At 59.0% G+C, this 23,496-nt stretch carries 18 protein-coding genes; 3 read left to right on the top strand and 15 right to left on the bottom strand.

Going from position 1 to position 23,496, the window contains the following annotated elements; all coding sequences use genetic code 11:
• Positions 1-6 precede the first annotated feature (6 nt).
• Positions 7-2,241, top strand: coding sequence for a xanthine dehydrogenase family protein molybdopterin-binding subunit (locus tag B3I26_RS09685; RefSeq protein WP_296257400.1), 2,235 nt, complete (start codon positions 7-9; stop codon positions 2,239-2,241).
• Positions 2,242-2,406: 165 nt separating this feature from the next.
• Here the strand turns inward: B3I26_RS09685 and rlmKL are convergent, their stop codons facing one another.
• Positions 2,407-4,677 carry a bifunctional 23S rRNA (guanine(2069)-N(7))-methyltransferase RlmK/23S rRNA (guanine(2445)-N(2))-methyltransferase RlmL gene (gene rlmKL, locus B3I26_RS09680; RefSeq protein ID WP_296257398.1) on the bottom strand — a complete coding sequence of 757 codons (2,271 nt, stop codon included), beginning with the start codon at positions 4,675-4,677 and terminating at the stop codon, positions 2,407-2,409.
• Between the two features lie 570 nt (positions 4,678-5,247).
• On the opposite strand from rlmKL, the gene rmf reads away from it, so the two are divergent.
• Positions 5,248-5,463 (top strand): ribosome modulation factor, encoded by a 216-nt coding sequence (gene rmf, locus B3I26_RS09675; RefSeq protein WP_296257396.1) that lies wholly within the window; start codon positions 5,248-5,250, stop codon positions 5,461-5,463.
• A 171-nt stretch (positions 5,464-5,634) separates the two neighbouring features.
• Here rmf and B3I26_RS09670 read toward each other — a convergent pair whose 3' ends face one another.
• The 9 genes from B3I26_RS09670 to ppsA form a co-directional block, all read right to left on the bottom strand.
• Positions 5,635-6,657, bottom strand: coding sequence for a quinone-dependent dihydroorotate dehydrogenase (locus tag B3I26_RS09670; protein WP_296257395.1), 1,023 nt, complete (start codon positions 6,655-6,657; stop codon positions 5,635-5,637).
• A 378-nt stretch (positions 6,658-7,035) separates the two neighbouring features.
• Positions 7,036-8,070: an OmpA family protein gene (locus B3I26_RS09665; RefSeq protein WP_296257393.1), complete on the bottom strand. Its 1,035-nt coding sequence runs from the start codon at positions 8,068-8,070 to the stop codon at positions 7,036-7,038.
• 106 nt (positions 8,071-8,176) lie between these two features.
• Positions 8,177-8,767 carry an RNA polymerase sigma factor SigX gene (gene sigX, locus B3I26_RS09660; RefSeq protein ID WP_296257391.1) on the bottom strand — a complete coding sequence of 197 codons (591 nt, stop codon included), beginning with the start codon at positions 8,765-8,767 and terminating at the stop codon, positions 8,177-8,179.
• Between the two features lie 89 nt (positions 8,768-8,856).
• Positions 8,857-9,681 (bottom strand): mechanosensitive ion channel family protein, encoded by an 825-nt coding sequence (locus B3I26_RS09655; RefSeq protein WP_296257389.1) that lies wholly within the window; start codon positions 9,679-9,681, stop codon positions 8,857-8,859.
• Between the two features lie 2 nt (positions 9,682-9,683).
• A complete protein-coding gene (locus B3I26_RS09650) occupies positions 9,684-9,947 on the bottom strand; it encodes a CrfX protein (protein ID WP_296257387.1) in 264 nt (87 codons plus the stop codon).
• Positions 9,948-10,034: 87 nt separating this feature from the next.
• Positions 10,035-11,030: a zinc transporter ZntB gene (locus B3I26_RS09645; protein WP_296257386.1), complete on the bottom strand. Its 996-nt coding sequence runs from the start codon at positions 11,028-11,030 to the stop codon at positions 10,035-10,037.
• Between the two features lie 37 nt (positions 11,031-11,067).
• Complete coding sequence (gene rraA / locus B3I26_RS09640; protein ID WP_296257383.1) at positions 11,068-11,556, bottom strand: ribonuclease E activity regulator RraA; 489 nt, start codon at positions 11,554-11,556, stop codon at positions 11,068-11,070.
• A 246-nt stretch (positions 11,557-11,802) separates the two neighbouring features.
• Complete coding sequence (locus B3I26_RS09635; RefSeq protein ID WP_296257381.1) at positions 11,803-12,795, bottom strand: alpha/beta fold hydrolase; 993 nt, start codon at positions 12,793-12,795, stop codon at positions 11,803-11,805.
• Positions 12,796-12,957: 162 nt separating this feature from the next.
• Positions 12,958-15,333: a phosphoenolpyruvate synthase gene (gene ppsA / locus B3I26_RS09630; protein WP_296257379.1), complete on the bottom strand. Its 2,376-nt coding sequence runs from the start codon at positions 15,331-15,333 to the stop codon at positions 12,958-12,960.
• Positions 15,334-15,529: 196 nt separating this feature from the next.
• Between ppsA and ppsR the strand changes: the two genes are divergently transcribed.
• A complete protein-coding gene (gene ppsR, locus B3I26_RS09625; RefSeq protein WP_296257378.1) occupies positions 15,530-16,348 on the top strand; it encodes a posphoenolpyruvate synthetase regulatory kinase/phosphorylase PpsR in 819 nt (272 codons plus the stop codon).
• A 64-nt stretch (positions 16,349-16,412) separates the two neighbouring features.
• Here ppsR and prpF read toward each other — a convergent pair whose 3' ends face one another.
• The 5 genes from prpF to B3I26_RS09600 all read right to left on the bottom strand — a co-directional run bounded on the left by prpF (position 16,413) and on the right by B3I26_RS09600 (position 23,232).
• Complete coding sequence (gene prpF / locus B3I26_RS09620) at positions 16,413-17,603, bottom strand: 2-methylaconitate cis-trans isomerase PrpF (RefSeq protein ID WP_296257376.1); 1,191 nt, start codon at positions 17,601-17,603, stop codon at positions 16,413-16,415.
• Between the two features lie 61 nt (positions 17,604-17,664).
• Positions 17,665-20,259: a Fe/S-dependent 2-methylisocitrate dehydratase AcnD gene (acnD, locus tag B3I26_RS09615; RefSeq protein ID WP_296257374.1), complete on the bottom strand. Its 2,595-nt coding sequence runs from the start codon at positions 20,257-20,259 to the stop codon at positions 17,665-17,667.
• A gap of 81 nt (positions 20,260-20,340) precedes the next feature.
• A complete protein-coding gene (gene prpC / locus B3I26_RS09610) occupies positions 20,341-21,468 on the bottom strand; it encodes a bifunctional 2-methylcitrate synthase/citrate synthase (RefSeq protein WP_296257372.1) in 1,128 nt (375 codons plus the stop codon).
• A gap of 169 nt (positions 21,469-21,637) precedes the next feature.
• Positions 21,638-22,528 (bottom strand): methylisocitrate lyase, encoded by an 891-nt coding sequence (gene prpB / locus B3I26_RS09605; RefSeq protein ID WP_296257369.1) that lies wholly within the window; start codon positions 22,526-22,528, stop codon positions 21,638-21,640.
• The gene (locus B3I26_RS09600) at positions 22,528-23,232 is read right to left on the bottom strand and encodes a GntR family transcriptional regulator (protein ID WP_296257368.1); all 705 of its coding nucleotides are present in this window, start codon (positions 23,230-23,232) and stop codon (positions 22,528-22,530) included. Before B3I26_RS09600 ends, prpB begins: the two co-directional genes overlap by 1 nt.
• Positions 23,233-23,496 lie beyond the last annotated feature (264 nt).

The following is a 23,496-nucleotide window of genomic DNA, read 5'->3' as shown; positions in this document are numbered from 1 at the left end:
GAGAAGATGACGGATTCAAGCATGATCGGCTCGGCCCCGCGCCGGATCGACGGTCGACGCAAAGTGACCGGCACTGCGATGTACGCCTCGGACCATCACCTGCGGAACATGGCGTACGGTTATGGCGTTTTCAGCACGGTCGCCAGTGGCAAGGTCACTGCGCTGGAGCTCGACGCGGCGCGCAAGTCCCCCGGCGTACTGGAAATCTTCCACCACGGCAATTTTCCGCAGCTGTACCACAACTCGACATTGCCCATGTCCTTTGCGCAGATTCTCAAGGCGGCCAAGTCCGACGAAAGCCGTCTGCCGTTCGAAGACGAGACGGTGTACTACGCCGGGCAATTCGTCGCACTGGTGGTGGCCGACACCTTTGAACACGCGCGGGCCGCGGCCTACAAGATCAAGGTCAGCTACAGCACGAACACGGTCGTGGCCAATCTGGATCAAGGCATGAAGGCCGGCAACCCTCAGGACGGCAGTCCCAATCACGTCCGTGGCGATGCGGATGCGGCATTTGACAGCGCCGCACACAGTATCGATGCCACTTACACCACCCCGGTCGAAACCCATAACCCGATGGAGATGCACGCCACGGTAGCCAGTTGGGAGGACGGTCGACTGATCGTCTACGAAGCGAGCCAGGGTGTCGTCGCGCACCGCAATTCGCTGGCAAAGATCTTTGGCTTGATTCCGGAAAAAGTCGAAGTGCGCGCGCCGTTCATTGGCTCGGGGTTCGGCAGCAAGTTGTGGATCTGGCCGCACTCGGTCGCCGCCTGCGGCGCTGCCAAGGTCCTTAATCGACCGGTGCAACTGGTCGTGCCGCGCCAACAGATGTTCACCACCACCGGGCATCGCCCGGAAACCCGCCAGCGTTTGCGCCTGGCCACCGATGACAACGGCAAGCTGGTATCGGTGCGGCATGAGTCGATCAACAGCACCTCATTCACCGACCCGTACAAAGAGAACTGCGGCACGTCGACCAAAAGTCTATACAGCTGCACCAACGTGTCGGTGACGCACAAGACCATCGAGGTCAATCGCGGCACGCCGACCTCCATGCGTGCGCCCGGCGCCGCACCGGGGCTGTTTGCACTCGAATCGGCAATGGATGAAATGGCCGACAAGATCGGCATGGATCCACTGGCGTTCCGTAAGCTCAATGTCTCTGAGTGTGACGAGAGCCAGCACCTGCCGTGGTCGAGTAATCATCTGCAGGAATGCATCGATCAGGCAGCCGAACGCTTCGGCTGGAGCAAGCGCGATCCCCGGCCGGGCTCGATGAAGGATGGCCATGAAATCATTGGCTACGGCATGGCAGCCTGTAACTGGGATGCCTATCGCACCCCCGCCGAAGCGCAGGTATCGCTGCGCGCTGACGGCACGGCCTATGCAATCTGCGGCGTACAGGACATCGGCACCGGGACCTACACCATCGTCGCGCAGGTGGTCAGCAGTCTCACCGGGATCGCCCTGGACAGGATCGAAGTCGAATTGGGCAACTCGTCATTCCCGCCCGCTCCGGTATCGGGCGGTTCGTGGGCCACAGCCAGCGTGTTGCCCGCAATCGCCGAGGCAACTCGTCAGGCGATCGAGCAACTGAAGGCCTTCTCCACCGCCCCCAAAGGGGTATTCGCCGGCACCCAGGCCGATCAGGTCAGCTTTGAACAAGGCCAATTGAAGAGCGGCGAGAAAACCTTCGCCATCACCGAGGTGCTCAGCGCGCAGAAACAGGCCAGCGCCTTCGGAGAAGCCAAAACCGGGATGAATGACACCAGCAAGCACTCGTTCCGTTCGTTCGGCGTGCATTTCGTCGAGGTACGCTGGGACCCGGGCATTTCAAGGCTGCGGGTAGCGCGGGTGGTCAGCGCAATCGATGTGGGCAAGGTGATCAATCAGAAGACCGCGCTGAATCAGGTCGAAGGTGCAATCGTCATGGGCGTGGGCATGGCGCTGTTCGAAGCCACCGATTTCGATGAACGCAATGGCATGCCGGTCAACAACAACTACGCCGAGTACGTGGTACCGGTGCACGCCGACCAACCGGAGATCGACGTGATTCTGCTGGACTACCCCGACTATGAACTCAACGAGTTCGGCGCACGGGGGATCGGGGAAATCGGCATTACCGGGCTGGCGGCGGCGGTGGCCAACGCGGTCTCCCATGCCACGGGCAAACGCGTACGTGACCTGCCGATCACCCTCGACAAACTGATGGATCTACCACCGACGATGAGTGCCTGACCACAACCAAGGCCCCGATGTAACCACACGGTTGGCCGGTGGCAGCGTCTGAAAACGCCACCACCGGCACGCCGCACTGCTGCAGATGGGCTTGGCACCTCACTTACATCCAACCCGCTGGCGGCACCTTACAGGTCGAGGTGGCGCCACATGCGAGCGGTCGGCTCAGCGCGGGGTGATTTTCCAGGCGCGGTGGATCTTGCCGTTGCGCACAAAGTCCGGATCAAGGGTTGTCGCCGTGATCTCCTCCACCACGTAGCGCTCGGCCAGGTTCTCTTCAAGCTGGAACTTGCGGAAGTTGTTGGAGAAATACAACACGCCGCCCGGCGCCAGGCGGGCCATGGCCAGATCGATCAACTGCACCTGATCACGCTGCACATCGAACACCCCCTCCATGCGCTTGGAGTTGGAAAAGGTTGGCGGGTCGATGAAAATCAAATCGTATTCATCCCGGCTGGCTTCCAGCCAGCCCATCACGTCACCTTGCTCCAGCCGGTTCTTGTCCGAGAACCCGTTGAGCGACAGATTGCGCCGCGCCCAGTCCAGATAGGTCTTCGACAGGTCGACACTGGTCGTACTGCGCGCCCCGCCCTTGGCCGCGTGCACGCTGGCGGTCGCGGTGTAGCAGAACAGGTTGAGGAAGCGCTTGCCCGCCGCTTCACGCTGGATACGCATGCGCATCGGACGGTGATCAAGGAACAGGCCGGTGTCGAGGTAGTCAGTGAGGTTGACCAGCAGTTTTACACCGCCCTCGTTAACCTCATTGAACTTGCCCTGAGCACTCTGACGCTCGTACTGCCGGGTGCCGCTTTGACGTTCGCGGCGTTTGACCACCACACGGCTCTTGTCAATGTTCAGCGCCTGTGGAATGGCCGCTAGCGCATCGAACATGCGAATCGACGCCTTTTCCGGGTCAATTGACTTGGGCGCCGCATATTCCTGGACATGAACCCAGTCGTGGTACAGGTCGATGGCCATTGCGTATTCCGGCATGTCGGCATCGTATACCCGGTAGCAATCGATGCCTTCGCGCTTGACCCACTTGCTCATTGCCTTGAGATTCTTTTGCAGGCGATTGGCGAACATCTGCCCGCCTTCACTCAAGCGCGGCTGTTCGATCACCGGGGCCGCAGCTGGCGCTGGCTTGATCGGGTTACCGTTCTTGTTGAATTTACGCTCTTGCGGCTCGTCCGGAGTCTGGTCGTAAGCCGCCTGCTCGCGTTCGGCCTGACGCTGCTCGGGCGTGCGGCGCTCGCCGGTGACGAACTGATCCGGTTGCACCTTGATCAGCAGCAACTTGCACGGTAACGCGCCGTTCCAGAACGCGTATTGCTTGTGGCTGCGGATGCCCATGCGCTTGCCCAGATCCGGCGCTCCGGTGAACACCGCAGCGTCCCAGTTCAGACAGGCCTGACGCAGGCGCTCGCCAAGGTTTTGATAGAGGTACAACAGGCTCGCCTCGTCACCCAGACGCTCGCCGTACGGCGGGTTACAGATCACCAGGCCTTTCTGGCTCTGGTCCGGGCGTGGTTCGAACGTCGCGACTTCGCCCTGATAGATCTTGATCCAGTCCGACAACCCTGCGCGCTCAATGTTATTGCGACCCGGTTGAATCAGCCGCGGATCGGCTTCATAGCCGCGAATCCACGAGGGAGTTTTGGCAAGACCGGCCTCGGCCCGCGCCAGCGCTTCGTCATGCAGCTTGCGCCATACGGTCGGAATGTGACCCAGCCACGCCGAAAATCCCCAACGCTCGCGCTTGAGGTTGGGTGCAATGTCGGCAGCGATCATCGCCGCTTCTACCAGAAAGGTGCCCACGCCGCACATCGGGTCGGCCAGCGCCCCGCCCTGGGCGGCAATACGCGGCCATCCGGCGCGGATAAGAATCGCCGCCGCCAGGTTTTCCTTCAACGGTGCAGCCCCTTGCTGCAGACGGTAGCCGCGCTGGTGCAGGCTGTGCCCTGACAGGTCCAGCGACAGAATCGCTTCACCGCGGTCCAGACGCAGGTGCACGCGCAAGTCGGGGTTGAGCTTGTCGATCGAAGGCCGCGAACCATCTGGCGTGCGCAGTCGGTCGACGATGGCGTCCTTGACCTTCAACGCGCCGAAATGGGTATTGTCGATGCCTGAGCCATGGCCACTGAATTCCACCGCCAGAGTGCCGTCCGATTGCAGATGATCCGCCCACTCGATGTCGTGTACACCGTGATACAGGTCTTCGGCATCCTTCATCGCAAAGCGCTTGAGCACCAACAGCACCCGGTTGGCCAAGCGAGACCACAGGCACAACCGATAAGCGGTTTCCATGTCGGCGCTGCCACGGATGGTCGAGGTGTGCTCGCGAATTTCCTGTAGGCCAAGCGCAGTGGCTTCCTCGGCCAGCAGGCCTTCGAGGCCTTTGGGACAGGTGAGGAAAAGTTCATAGCGGTCCGACATGTGTGTTCCATAGCCAAAGGCTTTGAGTGGCGAGACAACGCATTGTCGCGTCCGATTGCAACAGACGCCTTTCGTGGCGAGCGCCTGCGTGGCACACCAATTGTGCCGATCCACCGCTACGATACATTTCGACGGCGGCAGTTAGGCCGCTGGGAGTACCCCAAGCGGCTTCGTTATAAAAACCGGTATTCAGCCCGACAACGGAGTCAATAAAAAGCCACCTTCATGACCCTTCGTCGATAAACAGACGACAGCACGCGGCGATAAGCCTGGTTGAGAATAACTCGCATTTTTCATCAAACCCCTCATATCAGGGCACTTCGGCGAAATCACCCTCAAAAACGCCACGGCCTTTATGGTCGCATCGACTCAAAAATACGATGCTTATGACAAAACAGTCATTCACAGCGTCCAGAGCATTGGTTAGAACTCACTCCAGGCCGTCGTCGCAATGACGATGGCACCAGCGCCCGCGACGCCGGCAGCGGGCACCCACAGGCAGAAGATTCTGCCCGGCCTCGACTTGAGGCCTCCAAGGACATAACAGTCAACAAACGAGGGCAATACCCTATGAGAAGACTTAAGCGTGATCCGTTGGAAAGAGCATTTTTGCGCGGATATCAATATGGCGTAACTGGTAAATCCCGTGAGCTTTGCCCATTTACTCTGCCGTCGGTGCGACAATCCTGGCTTAATGGCTGGCGAGAAGGACGCGGCGACAATTGGGACGGTATGACCGGCACTGCGGGTATACACAGACTCAACGAACTTCACGCGGTCGGCTGACACTCAACTTACCAAAGGGACATTCCGACTCATCAACGTTTTTCGAGAGAATCGACAATCTGCGTCGTAAACACCTAAAACATGCACGCCCCATCCGGGCGGCGGGCCAGACGCCCAAAAGAGGGGTTCCACTGTGGAACCCCTCTTTTTTATCTGCTTGACGGCCTGCCCTTACCGGCTCATCGCAGCGATGGCATCTACTGCCTCACGGATCAATGCCGGGCCTTTGTAAATAAAGCCTGAATAGATCTGCACCAGGCTTGCACCTGCGGCGATTTTCTCGGCGGCGTGCCTGCCTTCGGTGATGCCCCCAGCCGCAATGATCGGCAGTTTTGTGCCCAACTCACCGGCCAGCACCTTGACGATATGGGTGCTCTTCTCGCGCACCGGCGCGCCCGACAGCCCCCCAGCCTCGTCTGCGTGGGGCAAGCCCTCGACGCCTTGTCGGCTGAGCGTGGTATTGGTCGCGATCACAGCATCCATGCCCGAGTCGAGCAGCGCGCCGGCCACCAGCATGGTTTCCTCGTCGCTCATATCCGGCGCGATCTTGATCGCGATCGGTACGCGCTTGCCATGGGTGGCGGTCAATGCTTCCTGACGTACCCGCAGCGCTTCGAGTAACTGCTTGAGCGAATCACCAAATTGCAGGCTGCGCAGGCCCGGCGTATTCGGCGAGCTGACGTTGACCGTGATGTAGCTGGCATGAGCGTAGACCTTGTCCAGGCAGATCAGGTAGTCGTCGACGGCACGCTCAACCGGGGTATCGACATTCTTGCCGATGTTGATGCCCAACACACCGTTGTACTTGGCGGCCTGGACACGGCTGATCAAATGGTCGACGCCCAAGTTGTTGAAGCCCATGCGGTTGATGATGCCCTCGGCGTGAGGCAGGCGGAAAATCCGCGGCTTGGGATTGCCCGGTTGCGGGAGTGGCGTCACGGTACCTATTTCGACGAAACCGAATCCCAACTGGGCAAAGCCGTCGATTGCCGCGCCGTTCTTGTCCAGACCAGCGGCAAGTCCCACCGGGTTGGGAAATTGCATGCCCATGACCGTCACCGGCAACCGAGCCGGCGCCTTGCTGAACAGACCGTTAAGCCCCAGCCGACCGCCTGCACCGATCAGGTCGATGGACAGATCGTGGGACGTTTCCGGGGAGAGTTTGAACAGTAACTGGCGGGCCAGGTTATACATGGGCGGGCGCGGCTCGTTTGAGGCTGGAGTCAGCCGCCGATTATAGACGGGCACCCAGGGTAAGCGCGAGACATGTCGCCAACTTCGCCCTGTGTGCTGTGCTCTCGGTCATATAACTTGCCATTGACTTTCTTGACGCCGCTCACAACATCGATTCTTGCGTGCAAACGACGGTGCCGCGAATGCCGTTGCTTACCTTGCCGGTTAGCCAGGGTGTATGCCAAAGTTTTCTATTAATTCCGCAACGGAGCTGGCATCCCCGAGCACCGGCGCCATCTCAGGCGAGATACATGAACACTACGTTCCAGACACAAGAATGAGAATTTAGAAAAAGAAAAACCCGGCCGAAGCCGGGTTTTTCTGCAAAGCGCGGGCTAATTACTTAGCTTGAGCTTCGACTTTTGCTTCTACGCGGCGGTTAACAGCGCGACCAGCCTCGGTTGCGTTGTCAGCAACTGGGCGGGATTCACCGTAACCAACCGAGTTAACGCGGTTAGCGCCAACACCGTACTGGTTAACCAGAACTTGTTTAACGGCGTTTGCACGACGCTCGGACAGCTTCTGGTTGTAAGCGTCTGGACCGACGGAGTCCGTGTGACCTTCAACAGTGGTGGTGGTTTGTGGGTACTGCTTCATGAAGTCAGCCAGGTTCTTGATGTCGCCGTAGCTGTTTGTCTTGACGACCGACTTGTCGAAGTCGAATTTCACGTCCAGCTCAACACGAACGACTTCAGCAACAGCCGGGCAACCATCAGCGTCAACGGTAACGTTGGCCGGGGTGTCAGGGCACTTGTCGACGTTGTCGCAAACGCCGTCGTTGTCGCTGTCGGTGCAAACATCAGCTACTGGAGCTGGTGCTGCTTCAACTTTCTTCGAACCGCCACCGAAGTTTACGCCGATACCGACGCTAGGCGCCCACTCGGTGTCACCTTGGTCGATGTTGTACTGAGCTTCAACGCCGGCACGGGCGTAGAAATTGTCAGTGAAGTACAGCTTCGCACCGCCACCAATGTTGGCGAAGGTAGAACGGTTACGACCGCCGCTGCCATTCTGACCGATGCTCTGATCGGAGAAACCGGCCGAGACGTATGGGCGCAGCATGTCGCCCGGGTTGTTGAAGTGGTACAGAGCGTCCAGAGCGGTGTTAGCGCCCTTGATGTTCTTGCCGTCATCGCTGCGAACGTTGTGCACTTCGTCGTAGCCCAGACGCAATTCAACGTCGTCGGTCAGGAAGTAGCCAACAGAACCGCCGAACAGGTTGCCGTCGTTTTTGAAATTACGAGCGCTGTCGAACTGTTCTTTCTTGGCGAAGCCTTCGATTTCGACTGCGCCTTGGCCTTGTGCCAGAGCGCCGAACGAAGTTGCGGCAACAATAGTACCAATGGCCAAGCCCAAGGTGTTTTTCAGTTTCATCCGTTAAATCCCCATCTGGTGATTGTAAAGCAGTCCCTCTATCGAGGGACAACTCATCGGCAAGTCTATCAGAACTTGCCTGCCCGTTAGAGATATTTGCTCCGAGTTAAGTTTCGGTCACGCCTGCAAATTTCTCACGTAATTTATCAAGTGCCCGCTTGTAACGCATTTTCGTCGCACTCAGGCCCATATGCATTATGTCTGCGACCTCCTGAAATTCCAGCTCTGCGACGAATCGTAGCACCAGAATTTCCCGATCGATCGGGTTCACATGCACCAGCCAGCGATCAAGTCCGCCCTTTTCTTCTGGTGTCGGCGTCTTGTCTTCAGACGCTTCCTCGAGTGGGTCGAGACTCAAAGCGTCCATTAACCGACGCTTGCGACGCTCCTTTCTGTACTGCGTTATACATTCGTTGTACGTGATGCTGTAGAGCCAGGTTTTGAATTTCGATTTTCCCTCGAAATTTTTCAGTCCATACAACACCTTAAGCATCACTTCCTGACAGACATCGTCAGCGTCGCGATCGTTCCCTAAATACCGTGCACAGACGTTAAAAAGGGTCCGCTGGTAGCGCCGCATCAGCTCTTCGTACGCACGAGTCACATGAAACAACTCGGCATGCGAGCGCGCGACTAACTCCTCGTCAGAGAGCTCGTGGGGGTCGTAACGCGGTGAGGGCGGTTGGGGCTTATTCAAAACAGGTCGTGCCGACAGTCAGGTAAATGTCCGCCACCACCCGGAACAGCCGGGATTTTGCGGCGGCATACATTAGCAGATTTGCCGGTTCAGCGGCTGCTCACTCGCTGCTCGAGAAGGATTCGGTTCGATAACGACACCAGTTCCCCTTCGTCGGTCAGCAGGGTGGTCTTCACCGTGCCAATCTCTTCGATCTGCCCTTCGACCTCTCCAATACGCACTTGTTGCCCTACCTGGTACAACTCCCGCACATAAATTCCTGCCAGGATCTGACTGGCGATTTCTCGACTGCCCAGGCCCATCGCCAATGCAACTGCCAGACCAACGGTAATCAAACCAATCACGATGACATGATTCAGCAGGTCGGTTTTGACCTCCAACTGACTGATCGCCACCGAAATACTGATGATAATGACCAGCCACTGGGCAATACGTCCCAGCCCGGCCGAATAATCCAGCCCCACACCTTCAGCTGCGCCGCGCACGATCCCGTTGACCAGTTGTGCCAGTAAAACCCCTACCAGCAGTACCAGCGCCGCACCAAATACCTTCGGCAGGTACAGTGCCAGCATGTCCAGCGTGGCCGAGACGCGCTCAAGGCCCAGCGATTCTGCGGCTGACACCAGGAAAATCAAAAGTACAAACCAATACACAATCTTTCCGATCAGCGTTGAAATAGGCACTTGCACGCCCGCACGACTGATCAGCTTGGTAAGGCCGGTCCCACCCATTAGACGATCCAGACCCAGTTTTGCCAACAGCTTGGAAAGCAGGGTATCAAGCAGTTTAGCAACCACGAAACCCAGAAGAACAACCACTAGAGCGCCGAACAGATTCGGGATGAAGTTTGCGACTTTGGTCCATAACGCGGTCATCGCGGTGACCAGGCTCTGTGTCCAGAGATCCAATTCCATAATCAATCAGCCTTATCTTGAGCACCGGGAAAAGCAGTACCGGCAGTCGTCGCCTTTCGGCGGGAAACAGGTGAAACGTGAGCCGAGCCGTTGTTCACGGCAATCATCAACGCTTGGGTGCAGCGTCCGAGCAAACCAAACAGGTCCCCCGCACCGACCTGACGGTTGGCGGTCTTCAGGACACGGCCCAGAACAGCATCGTCATCCCGGCTGGAGGAGGACGAATTAAGCATGTCGCGCAGTGATTCTTCAAACGGGTCGTGCATGGGCACCTCACGCAATGTCACTGAAAGACGCAAACCGTTTTGCAGAAGTCACACACCAAACCCTGGGCCGTCGCATTTTTTTGTTTTTCACACCCAGCGCAAACGCTTGAACAGCCACATTTGCCCCAACGCAACGGCGATCATCAAACCACAGGCCAAGACAAAACCGTGGGGATTGTCTGACCCTGGAATCCCTCCAACGTTGATGCCAAGCAGCCCGGTCAGAAAGCTCATCGGCAGGAAAATCCCGGTGACTATGCCAAAACGATACATGGTCCGGCTCATCCGCTCGCTGAGGCGTCTATCTTCAGCCTCCAACACCAGCCCCACCCGCTCGCGAGTCAATTCCAGCTCTTCCAGATAGCGCGTGAGGCTGTTGTTCAGCTCGTTCCAGTAGTCAGCATCGTCCTCGACGAACCACGGCGTCTTGCTGCGGGTCAATTGCGCGTAGATGTCACGCTGCGGCGCCAAAAACCGACGCATCCGCGCTGCCCTCCTGCGGATGTGAACCATGTTGCCGTGCTCGGGCATGTACCGTTCGTCGGCATCTATGCGTTCTTCCATATCATCGACCAGTTCGGTCAGCTCGCTAACCACTGCCTGCACCTTGTCGGTGAGCAATTGCGCCAGGCAAACCAGCAGCTCCGAAGCCGTCTTCGGCCCATTGCCCTGCATAAGCAGGCTAACCAACTCGTCGGTCGCGCGCAGCGAGCGTAGGCGTAAAGAGACCACCTGACGGGCTGCGGCGAAGATCCGTACCGAGACCATGTCTTCAGGTTCGGCGCCGGGATTGAGGTTTACGCCTCGCAGAAACAGCAGCAGTTCGCTTTCCGGTAACGGCAACAGCCGTGGCCGGGTGTTTTCTTCAAGCATCAGGTCGCAGACGAATTGACTGAGGCCGCTGGCCTCACGCAGCCAGGTCTGAGTCTGCGGATGGCTGCGATCCCAGTGAAGCCACACGCTCTCATGCGGCTCCAGTTCCAGGCTTTCGAGTTCGGTACGAGCGATCGAACGCGCCCCGCCTTTTCCATCCAGTACCAGGGCGTGTACCAACCCCCGCTGCGCGTTTTCTTCGTCGAACATTCGAATCCTTGCTGTCTTGCATAAGCGGGAAGCCCGGTCAATCAGGCATTTTCAAAGGGCTTGGCGAGACGATGATGCCGTTGTTGTCGGCATACACATATTCACCCGGGCGGAACGTCACACCGCCAAAACTCACCACAACGTTCAGGTCACCCAGACCGCGCTTGTCGGTCTTGAGCGGATGGCTGGCCAACGCCTGCACCCCCAGATCGGTCTGCGCCAGGACATCGACATCGCGCACGCAACCGTAAATGACCATGCCTTCCCAACCATTTTTTGCAGCCTTTTCCGCCAGCATGTCTCCGAGCAGTGCGCGGCGCAGGGAGCCACCGCCGTCGACGACCAGCACCTTGCCTTTGCCGTCCAGCTCGGTTTGTTCGCGCACCAGCGAGTTATCTTCGAAGCACTTGAGGGTAACGATCTCTCCACCGAAGGAGTCGCGGCCACCAAAGTTGCTGAACATCGGCTCGACTACCTGGACCTGCTCAGGGTAGGCGTCGCACAAATCCGGAGTGATGTAGTGCATGGGGTACTCCTGTCTGTAAAGGCATCTGTCAGGGAAGGTATCGTTATACAAGGGGCGATTGCGCTTGCGGTGAACCCGATGGACGCTTGTCTGACCGCGTCGGGCATTCCAATGCTTCCTTTATATAGAACAAAAACCTGACCGACGAGTGCTGAGCCATGCTGTCGCTGGACTGCCTACGATTTCCACTCATGCGGATAGCTTAACGAGTCACCTACGACATAGAAACGGCTACAAGGCTCAAGATCAATGAGTTGCCGACATGTTCAGCGTTGATTCAGGCTGTACGGGCGTCGTCCGAAGGCTCAGCCAGTTAGCAACACGGGGCCAGACCTGGGCTTGGGCCGCCTTGCTCACCAGCATCTGCACATGATCGAAGTCTTCAGTGAAGCCATGATCGCGACCCAGGACGAGAAAATCCTTGTCTTCGGAGCCAAACTGCTCGAACAGCTCACGGCAAGCCCATTCCGGGTCCTGATGATCCCCTGTTGCGGTGACGCATAGCGTCGGCACATTGACCTGCTTGAGGCCCGACCACCAGTCACCGTTCTTGTCACCAAAACGGCGAAAAAGCCCATGCCAGCGCAAGCTTTCCAGTATTACGCCCATCGGCTCATCCTCGGGCCCACGCTTGAAGCGAGGACCGGACACGTGCTCGAACCTCTTGAGCACGATGCGAGCGAACCATGCCAGCGGCGGGACCTTGAGCGGCCAGTAACTGCGTGTGACCTGGCTGCCGAACAGCGCCACCGACGCGGCATGAGTGCTGTCGAGATAGCCGCCACCCAAGGCTACAGCCAGCGTCGTGCCGCCCAGAGAGTGACCGATCCAGTGCGGCACCTGCCCGCTTTGCTCGGCCACGAATGCGGCAATCGCCGGCAAGTCGTAACGCGCGTAATCGGCCACGCAGTTGTGCCGGTAGCGTTCGTTGCGTGCCGACAAACCGTGCCCGCGCATTTCCGCAATCCACACATCGAACCCGGCGCGAGCCAGATACGGCCCCAGACCAATGCCCTTGGGGGAATACCAGAACCGTCGATTGGAAAAGCTGCCGTGCAGCAGAATCACCGGCACGCCGCGCACATCGGGTATGGCCACCCGTCCAAGCCGTGTTACGACCAGTTCTACGGTGAAGTCCGGACTGTTAGCGGGTTTGAGACGGTACACATCCTCGATCAGATCGCCACGTCGCTCGGCGCTGATCAAGGCCACAGGAAATAGATGGCTGCTGCTTTGCATATTGCTCTTGCTTGACTGGAAAAATACGCATCGCCAGAGATAACACGCTATGGCTGTCACGGCGCTGAACCTTGCAGGCGAAAAAGTCGCAAAAAAAGGGCGGACTCAACAAGGCCGCCCTCTTCACCCGACTGGCCCGTCGAAACGGGCCGGCATGTTACATCATTTTGGAGCGTCTTCCTCGGACAGGAAAAACCAGGTTTCCAGTACCGAATCGGGGTTCAGCGAAACGCTTTCGATACCCTGCTCCATCAACCAGCGTGCCAGGTCCGGGTGATCCGAAGGACCCTGACCGCAGATACCGATGTACTTGCCCGCCTTGTTGCAGGCCTGAATAGCGTTGGACAGCAGCTTCTTGACCGCCGGATTACGCTCGTCGAACAGGTGCGCGATGATCCCGGAGTCGCGATCCAGGCCCAGCGTCAACTGTGTGAGGTCGTTGGAACCGATGGAGAAACCATCGAAGAACTCCAGGAACTCTTCGGCCAGGATGGCATTGGACGGCAGCTCGCACATCATGATCACGCGCAGGCCGTTGTCGCCCCGCGCCAGACCGTTTTCAGCCAGCAAGTCGACCACCTGACTCGCTTCGCCCAGGGTACGCACGAAAGGCACCATGATCTCTACGTTGGTCAGGCCCATCTCGTTACGCACGCGCTTGAGTGCACGGCACTCCAGTTCGAAGCAGTCGCGGAAGTTTTCGCTGATGTAACGCGACGCGCCCCGGAAGCCCAGCATCGGGTTTTCTTCTTCCGGCTCGTACAGCTTGCCGCCGATCAGGTTGGCGTATTCGTTGGATTTGAAATCCGACAGGCGCACGATGACCTTCTTGGGCGAAAACGCCGCAGCCAGGGTGCTGATCCCTTCCACCAGTTTCTCGACATAGAAACCGACCGGATCATCGTAACCGGCAATGCGCTTATCGACGCTTTCCTTGATGTCCAGTGGCAGGTTGGGGTAATTCAACAGCGCCTTGGGGTGCACGCCGATCATGCGGTTGATGATGAACTCCAGGCGTGCCAGGCCGATACCAGCGTTGGGCAACTGGGCGAAATCGAACGCGCGATCGGGGTTGCCGACGTTCATCATGATCTTGAACGGCAGCTCCGGCATGGCATCTACGGAATTCTGCTTGATATCGAAGCCCAGCTCACCTTCGAAAATATAGCCGGTGTCGCCCTCGGCACAGGAAACGGTCACGCCCTGGCCGTCCTTGAGCAGCTCGGTGGCATTACCGCAACCGACGACTGCCGGAATGCCCAGCTCGCGGGCGATGATCGCTGCGTGGCAGGTGCGGCCGCCGCGGTTGGTGACAATCGCGCTGGCGCGCTTCATGACCGGTTCCCAATCCGGGTCGGTCATGTCGGACACCAGCACGTCGCCGGCCTGGACCTTGTCCATCTCGGACACGTCCTTGATGATCCGCACTTTGCCCGCGCCGATGCGCTGGCCGATGGCACGACCTTCGGCCAGGACGGTGCCTTTCTCTTTAAGCAGATAGCGCTCCATGACGTTACCGGAGCTGCGACTTTTCACGGTCTCGGGGCGCGCCTGAACGATGTACAGCTTGCCGTCGTCACCGTCCTTGGCCCACTCGATGTCCATCGGACACTGATAGTGCTTTTCGATGATCATCGCCTGGCGTGCCAGATTGCTGACCTCCTCGTCGCTCAGACAGAAACGCGAGCGCTCCGCAGCGTCGACATCAATGACCTTGACCGATTTCCCCGCCTTGGCCTCGTCGCCATAAATCATCTTGATCGCCTTGCTGCCCAGGTTGCGGCGCAGGATCGCCGGGCGACCGGCTTCAAGGGTATTTTTGTGCACGTAGAATTCGTCAGGGTTGACCGCGCCCTGGACGACGGTTTCACCCAGGCCGTAAGCCCCGGTGATGAACACCACGTCACGGAAGCCGGATTCGGTGTCCAGGGTGAACATCACCCCGGCCGTGCCGGTTTCAGAGCGCACCATGCGCTGCACGCCAGCGGACAATGCCACCAGCTTGTGATCGAAACCCTGGTGCACGCGGTACGAGATAGCGCGGTCGTTGAACAGCGAGGCAAAGACTTCCTTGGCGGCGCGGATCACGTTTTCCACGCCACGAATATTAAGGAAGGTCTCCTGTTGACCGGCAAAGGATGCGTCGGGAAGGTCTTCTGCGGTGGCGGAAGAACGCACGGCAACGGCGATATCCGGGTTGCCCGCCGACAGCTCGGCGAAAGCGGTGCGGATTTCGGCGTTGAGTTGCTCGGGAAACTCAGCGTCCATGATCCACTGACGAATCTGCGCGCCGGTTCTGGCCAGCGCGTTAACGTCGTCGACATCCAGTTCATCGAGCGCCTTGTGAATCTGATCGTTCAGGCCACTCTGCTCAAGAAAATCACGGTAGGCCTGAGCTGTAGTGGCGAAGCCGCCGGGGACACTGACACCCGCGCCCGCCAGGTTGCTGATCATCTCGCCGAGGGATGCGTTCTTGCCCCCCACATGCTCAACATCATGTTTGCCGAGCTTATCGAGGGAAACTACGTACTCTACCAAGGTGATCTCTCCACTAACCGATTTGTTGTTGGGAAAAGCTTTGGCGCTGGAACCACAGGAAAAACGGATTCGTCGCGCGTGTGGTCTGGATCTTTAAATCTGATGCGTAAAAACTCGTTAGAATGCGGCAAGTCTGGGCGCGCAAGCGGGTCTATGATATCCAACAATCGTCAACAGCTTAAGGCCCAAGGCGCAAATGAAACGATCCGCTTTTTTTATCTCCGACGGCACCGGCATCACGGCCGAAACCCTTGGCCAGAGCCTGCTAGCGCAGTTTGAAAACATTACGTTCAACAAGTTCACCAGGCCCTACATCGACAGCGTCGAGAAAGCACGGGCCATGGTGCAGCAAATCAACAGGGCCGCCGAGAAAGACGAGGTTCGCCCGATCATCTTCGACACCATCGTCAACCAGGACATTCGCGAGATTCTGGCGACATCCGATGGCTTCATGATCGACATTTTTTCGACCTTCCTGGCCCCGCTCGAGCAGGAGCTTAGTTCACACTCCTCCTATTCAGTGGGCAAATCGCACTCCATCGGTCACAACTCCAATTACATGGAACGGATCGAGGCGGTCAACTTCGCCCTGGATAACGACGACGGCGCGCGGACCCACTACTACGACAAGGCCGACATCATCCTGGTGGGCGTCTCGCGCTGCGGAAAGACGCCGACCTGTCTGTACATGGCCATGCAGTTCGGCATTCGCGCAGCCAACTATCCGCTGACCGAAGACGATATGGAACGCCTGCAACTGCCACCTGCGCTCAAACAGCATCGCAACAAGCTGTTCGGGTTGACCATCGACCCGGACCGTTTGACCGCGATTCGCCACGAGCGCAAGCCCAACAGCCGCTATTCAAGCTACGCCCAGTGCGAGTTCGAAGTGCGCGAAGTGGAAAGCCTGTTCCGCCGCGAGAACATCCCTAATATCAATTCCACGCATTTTTCGGTCGAGGAAATCTCGGCCAAGGTGCTGGTGGAAAAAGGGGTCGAGCGCCGCTTTAAATAATCAGTTCCAGGCTCGTGGCAGGCCGGGCTGCTGCGAGACTCAAGCCCAAACCCCTGATCGATACTTAAAAACTGTCGCCCGGCACCCTTACCCACCCTTCCATCAGCACGCGCGCGCTGCGGCTCATGATGGCTTTCCTCACCTGCCACTCGCCGTCGACCAGCACCGCCTCTGCTCCCACGCGCAGGGTGCCGGAAGGGTGGCCGAACCGCACGGCACTGCGCTCCCCGCCCCCGGCAGCGAGATTCACCAGGGTGCCCGGAATCGCGGCTGCCGTCCCGATTGCTACCGCAGCGGTGCCCATCATCGCGTGGTGCAGCTTACCCATGGACATGGCGCGGACCAGCAGGTCGGCATCTTCGACCGTCACTCGCTTGCCGCTGGAAGACACGTAGTCGGCAGGCGCCGCGACGAATGCGACCTTTGGCGTGTGCTGTCGCGTGGCGGCCTCGTCGACGGTGCCAATCAAGCCCATCCGAACGGCGCCGTAGGCTCGAATGGTTTCGAACCTGCTCAACGCGTTCAAGTCGCCGTTGATAGCGTCCTGCAGTTCGGCGCCGGTGTACCCGATGTCGCTGGCGTTGACAAAGATCGTCGGGATCCCGGCGTTGATCATGGTCGCTTTGAAAGTACCGACACCGGGTACTTCCAAATCGTCCACCAGATTGCCGGTGGGAAACATCGAGCCGCCAGCGCCCTCTTCTTCGGCCGCCGGGTCGATGAATTCCAGCTGCACCTCTGCCGCCGGGAAGGTCACGCCATCGAGTTCGAAATCGCCGGTTTCCTGCACTGCGCCATTTGTGATCGGCACATGAGCGATGATGGTCTTGCCGATGTTGGCCTGCCAGATCCGAATCACTGCCACGCCGTCTTTTGGCAGCCGATCGGCAGACACCAGGCCGTTGCTGATGGCGAACGGACCGACCGCCGCCGACAGGTTGCCGCAGTTGCCGCTCCAGTCCACGAAGGGCTTATCGATGGAGACCTGACCGAACAGGTAATCGACATCGTGATCAGCCTTGATGCTCTTGGACAGAATCACCGTCTTGCTGGTGCTTGAGGTCGCGCCGCCCATGCCATCGATCTGCTTGGCATACGGATCGGGGCTGCCGATGACCCGTAGCAGCAGGGCATCGCGGGCAGGGCCCGGCACCTGCGCCGCCTCGGGCAGATCCTGCAAGCGGAAAAACACGCCTTTGCTCGTGCCGCCGCGCATGTAAGTCGCGGGAATCCTGATTTGCGCTGTATGAGCCATGAAATCGTTTTCCTTCTTTATAAGAAGCAAGCGCCACAATTAAGTGGCGCCTACTGGTGCCTCAAGCGACGGCGGACGATTCGAGGAAGTCCTGAGCGAAGCGCTGCAACACGCCGCCCGCTTCGTAGATCGATACCTCTTCGCCCGTGTCCAGGCGGCAAGTGACCGGCACTTGCAAGCGCTCGCCATTCTTGCGCTCGATCACCAGGGTGAGGGTTGCACGTGGCGTGCGCTCGCCGATCACGTCAAAGGTTTCGGTGCCGTCGATGCCCAGCGTGGTGCGATCGGTCCCGGGCTTGAACTCCAGCGGCAACACGCCCATGCCCACCAGATTGGTACGGTGGATGCGCTCGAAGCCTTCGGCAACGATGGCTTCCACACCCGCCAGACGCACGCCCTTGGCCGCCCAGTCACGAGATGAGCCCTGGCCATAGTCGGCGCCGGCAACGATGATCAGCGGCTGCTTGCGATCCATATACGTCTCGATGGCTTCCCACATGCGGGTGACCTGCCCTTCCGGCTCGATTCGTGCCAGTGAACCCTGCTTGACCATGCCGTTCTCCTGAACCATCTCGTTGAACAGCTTGGGGTTGGCAAAGGTAGCGCGCTGCGCTGTCAGATGGTCACCGCGGTGAGTGGCATAGGAATTGAAGTCCTCTTCCGGCAGGCCCATGCGTGCCAGGTATTCGCCCGCTGCGCTGTCGAGCATGATCGCGTTGGACGGCGACAGGTGATCGGTGGTGATGTTGTCCGGCAGCACCGCCAGAGGGCGCATGCCTTTGAGCGTCCGCTCCCCGGCCAATGCGCCTTCCCAGTACGGAGGGCGACGAATATAGGTGCTCGCCGGACGCCAATTGTACAGTGGCTCGACTTTCGGACCGGTGTCCTCGTGAATCGCGAACATCGGGATATACACCTGACGAAACTGCTCCGGTTTGACCGAGGTCTTGACCACTGCGTCGATCTCCTCGTCGCTGGGCCAGATATCCTTCAAGCGAAGTTCTTCGCCATTTGCACCGATGCCCAGTACATCTTTCTCGATGTCGAAGCGGATCGTGCCAGCGATAGCGTAGGCCACTACCAGCGGCGGTGAGGCGAGAAACGCCTGTTTGGCGTAAGGGTGAATGCGCCCGTCGAAGTTGCGATTACCGGACAACACCGCTGTCGCATACAGATCGCGGTCGATGATTTCCTGCTGGATCACCGGGTCCAACGCACCCGACATGCCGTTGCAAGTGGTACAGGCAAACGCTACGACACCAAAGCCCAGTTGCTCCAGCTCGTGGGTCAGCCCGGCTTCGTCCAGATACAGGGCAACGGTCTTGGAACCCGGCGCCAGCGAGGATTTTACCCAAGGCTTGCGGGTCAGGCCCAGCCTGTTGGCATTGCGTGCAAGCAAGCCTGCGGCGATCACGTTGCGCGGGTTGCTGGTGTTGGTGCAGCTGGTAATCGCGGCGATGATCACCGCGCCATCAGGCATCAAGCCAGGCGTCTGCTCCCAGGCGCTGGCGATGCCTTTGGCTGCCAGATCGGCGGTCGCAACCCGTGCATGGGGGTTGGACGGGCCCGCCATGTTGCGCACGACGCTTGACAGATCGAAGCTCAACACGCGCTCGTATTCGGCACTCGACAGGCTGTCGGCCCAAAGCCCGGTATGCCTGGCAAAGGTTTCCACCAGTTTCACCTGTTGGTCATCACGGCCGGTGAGGGTGAGGTAGTCAATGGTCTGCTGGTCGATGGAGAACATCGCCGCTGTAGCGCCATATTCCGGGGCCATGTTGGAAATCGTCGCACGGTCGCCCAAGGTCAGGGCACTGGCGCCTGCACCGTAGAACTCGAGCCACGCACCGACCACTTTCTGCTTGCGCAGGAACTCGGTCAGCGCCAGCACCACATCGGTGGCGGTAATGCCCGGCTGCGGACGCCCGCCCAGTTCGACGCCGATGATGTCTGGCAGGCGCATCCACGACGCACGACCAAGCATGACGTTTTCCGCTTCCAGCCCGCCGACGCCGATGGCGATCACACCCAGTGCGTCCACATGGGGCGTGTGGCTGTCGGTCCCGACCAAGGTGTCCGGGAACGCCACGCCATTAAGGGTCTGGATCACCGGCGACATCCGCTCCAGATTGATCTGGTGCATGATGCCGTTGCCCGGCGGGATCACTTCGACGTTCTTGAACGCCTGCTTGGTCCAGTTGATGAAATGAAAACGATCTTCGTTGCGGCGGTCTTCGATGGCGCGGTTCTTGTTGAACGCGTCCGGGTCATAGCCCCCGCATTCCACCGCCAGCGAATGGTCGACGATCAGTTGCACCGGCACCACGGGATTGACCTGTGCCGGGTCGCCGCCCATGTCGGCAATCGCGTCACGCAGACCTGCCAGGTCCACCAGCGCGGTCTGACCAAGAATGTCGTGGCACACCACGCGGGCCGGGAACCAGGGGAAATCCAGGTCGCGCTTGCGCTCGATCAACTGCGTCAACGACGCCCTGAGGGTCGCCGGATCGCAGCGACGCACAAGGTTTTCCGCCAGCACGCGCGAGGTGTACGGCAGCGTTGCGTAGGCCCCTGGCTTGATGGCTTCAACCGCCTGGCGCGCATCGAAGTAGTCCAGTGAGGTGCCAGGCAACGGTTTGCGATATTCAGTGTTCATCGTCAGGACTCGATCACGGTAGGTTCAAAAGGTGAGGCCCGCATCGGACCTGAATTGGACGCGGTGCGGGCCTGCACCCATTCAGCGTTGTTCGATTGGCACGAACTTGCGCTGCTCGACGCCGATGTACTCGGCACTCGGACGGATGATGCGATTGTTGGCGCGTTGTTCGAAGACATGGGACGCCCAGCCGGTCAGACGCGAACAGACGAAGATCGGCGTGAACAGCTTGGTCGGGATGCCCATGAAGTGGTACGCCGAGGCATGGTAGAAGTCGGCGTTGGGGAACAGCTTCTTCTGCTCCCACATGGTCTTGTCGATGGCTTCGGACACCGGGAACAAGACCTTGTCGCCCACTTCGTCAGCGAGTTTTTTCGACCAGCCCTTGATCACCTCGTTGCGGGGATCGTTGTCCTTATAGATCGCATGGCCGAAGCCCATGATCTTGTCCTTGCGCTCGAGCATGCCCAGCGTGCCCTTGACCGCTTCTTCGGCTGACGAGAACTTCTCGATCATTTCCATGGCTGCTTCGTTGGCACCACCGTGCAGTGGACCGCGCAGGGTCCCGATGGCGGCGGTGATGCAGGAGAACAGGTCCGACAGGGTCGAGGCGCAGACACGTGCGGTGAAGGTCGAAGCGTTGAATTCGTGCTCTGCGTACAGGATCAATGAAACGTCCATCACCTTGCGATGCAGTTCGCTCGGGGCCTTGTCCAGTAGCAATTTGAGGAAGTGCCCGGCGATCGACACTTCATCGGTGACGCAATCAATGCGCTTACCGTCGTGACTGAAGCGATACCAGTAGCACATGATCGCAGGGAAGGCAGCCAGCAGACGGTCGGTGGAATCGCGTTGCTGTTCGAAGCTTTTTTCAGGCTCCAGGTTGCCGAGCATCGAGCAGCCGGTGCGCATCACGTCCATCGGGTGCGCATCGGCAGGAATGCGTTCCAGCACTTCTTTCAAGGCCTGCGGCAGGTCGCGCAAGCCCTGGAGTTTCTTCAGGTAGGTCTGCAGTTGCGACTGGGTCGGCAACTCGCCATACAGCAGCAGGTAGGCCACCTCCTCGAAGCGGGCCGCGGCGGCCAGCTCGCGTACGTCATAACCGCGGTAGGTCAACCCGGCACCGGCCTGGCCAACGGTCGACAGGGCGGTCTGTCCGGCCACCTGGCCACGCAGGCCAGCGCCACTCAATACTTTTGCTTGGGCCATTGCTCTCTCCAATCTTGAAATTTTTAGGGAATCGGCAATTCATCGGAAACTGCGTTTCAGGGTCTTGCGGTAGTCAATCGCGAACATCATCGGGAGCAGCACGGCTTGCGGGGCGGCGGCGTATACCAATACCTACCGCCGATAGCCACAGTGCTGCGGGGGACCCGGTTCAGCCCTTGTACTGCGCAAACAACGCATCCAGTTTCTGTTCGAAAGCGTGGTAATCGATGCGTTCGTACAGCTCCATGCGGGTCTGCATAGTGTCGACCACATTCTTCTGCGTGCCATCGCGGCGGATTGCGGTGTAAACGTTTTCCGCCGCCTTGTTCATCGCCCGGAAGGCCGAAAGCGGATACAGCACCAGCCCCACTTCCGCTGACTTCAACTCGTCAGTGGTAAACAGAGGGGTGGAACCGAATTCGGTAATGTTGGCCAGGATCGGCGCCTTCACTCGCGAGGCGAACAGCTTGTACATCTCAAGCTCGGTGATGGCTTCAGGGAACACCATATCGGCGCCCGCCTCGATGCAAGCGGCTGCGCGGTCCAGTGCCGATTCCAGCCCTTCCACCGCCAGCGCGTCGGTACGCGCCATGATCACGAAACTGTCGTCGGTACGGGCATCGACCGCTGCTTTGATGCGATCGACCATCTCCTGCCGGGAAACGATTTCCTTGCCTGGACGGTGACCGCACCGCTTGGCACCGACCTGGTCCTCGATGTGCATGGCTGCCGCGCCAAACTTGATCATCGACTTCACCGTACGAGCGACGTTGAATGCCGAGGCGCCAAAGCCGGTGTCCACGTCCACCAGCAACGGCAGATCGCAGACATCGGTGATGCGGCGCACGTCGGTCAGTACATCATCCAGCCCGGTTATACCCAGATCCGGCACCCCGAGGGAGCCTGCTGCCACCCCGCCACCGGACAGGTAAATGGCCTTGAAACCGGCACGTTGTGCGAGCAGCGCGTGGTTGGCGTTGATCGCCCCGACCACCTGCAGAGGATGTTCACTGGCGACCGCGTCACGGAAGCGTTGGCCGGGAGTCGTTCTTAAAGTCATTATTCACCTCGGGCAGTAGCAGCTTGATAGCGCTGTTCGATGTTGCGTTTCGACGCGCCGATATGACGACGCATCAACAGCTCGGCCAGTTCGCCGTCACGGTCGGCGATGGCGTCGAGAATGCGGTGGTGTTCGGTGAAGGCCATGCGCGGTCGGTTGGGCGTCGTGGAAAACTGAATGCGGTACATGCGCACCAGTTGATACAACTCGCCGCAAAGCATCTGGGTCAACGTGCTGTTGCGCGCGCCCTGGATGATCCGGTAGTGAAAGTCGAAATCGCCTTCCTGCTGGTAGTAGCCGACCCCTGCCTGAAACGCCGGATCGCGCTCGTGGGTTTCCAGCACATGGCGCAAATCATCGATTTCGTCGACGGTCATGCGCTCGGCGGCCAAACGACAGGCCATACCTTCCAGGGATTCACGAATTTCGTAAAGCTCCACCAGCTCTGCGTGGTTTAACGACACCACACGAGCGCCGACGTGGGGTACACGCACCAACAGACGCTGCCCCTCAAGCCGGTGAATGGCCTCGCGCAACGGGCCACGGCTGATGCCATAGGTACGCGCCAGTTCCGGCTCGGAAATCTTGCTGCCGGGTGCGATCTCGCCTTTGACGATCGCCGCCTGAATCCGTCGAAATACGTTCTCCGAAAGGGTCTCGGCATCGACCAGCGTGGTGGCAGTGACTTCGGTGGCATCCAACATTGTCGACACCTTCTTATTGAATAGAGCTAATTTAGCGAAATAATCGCCAATAAGTCAAAGTAATTTTATAAACTGTCAACAATCTATAGATACGCTGAGCATATCGACTTTTCCTACAAACACTGTCAAAGCTGCCGTTCGCTGGCGCCATAAAACCTTCATGCTAGAATGCCGACCGCATCCGCCTGCCGTGACAGGTGACCCACGGACGTCTTGCTGAACGCAGCTCGCGCCAGATCCCATCTCGAGCTGAAGTCAAAACGG

The organism is Pseudomonas sp. UBA5706, assembly GCF_002419965.1.
GTDB lineage: Bacteria > Pseudomonadota > Gammaproteobacteria > Pseudomonadales > Pseudomonadaceae > Aquipseudomonas.
The sequence above is the reverse complement of the archived record's forward strand: the minus strand, read 5'-3'. Positions and strand labels throughout refer to the sequence as shown.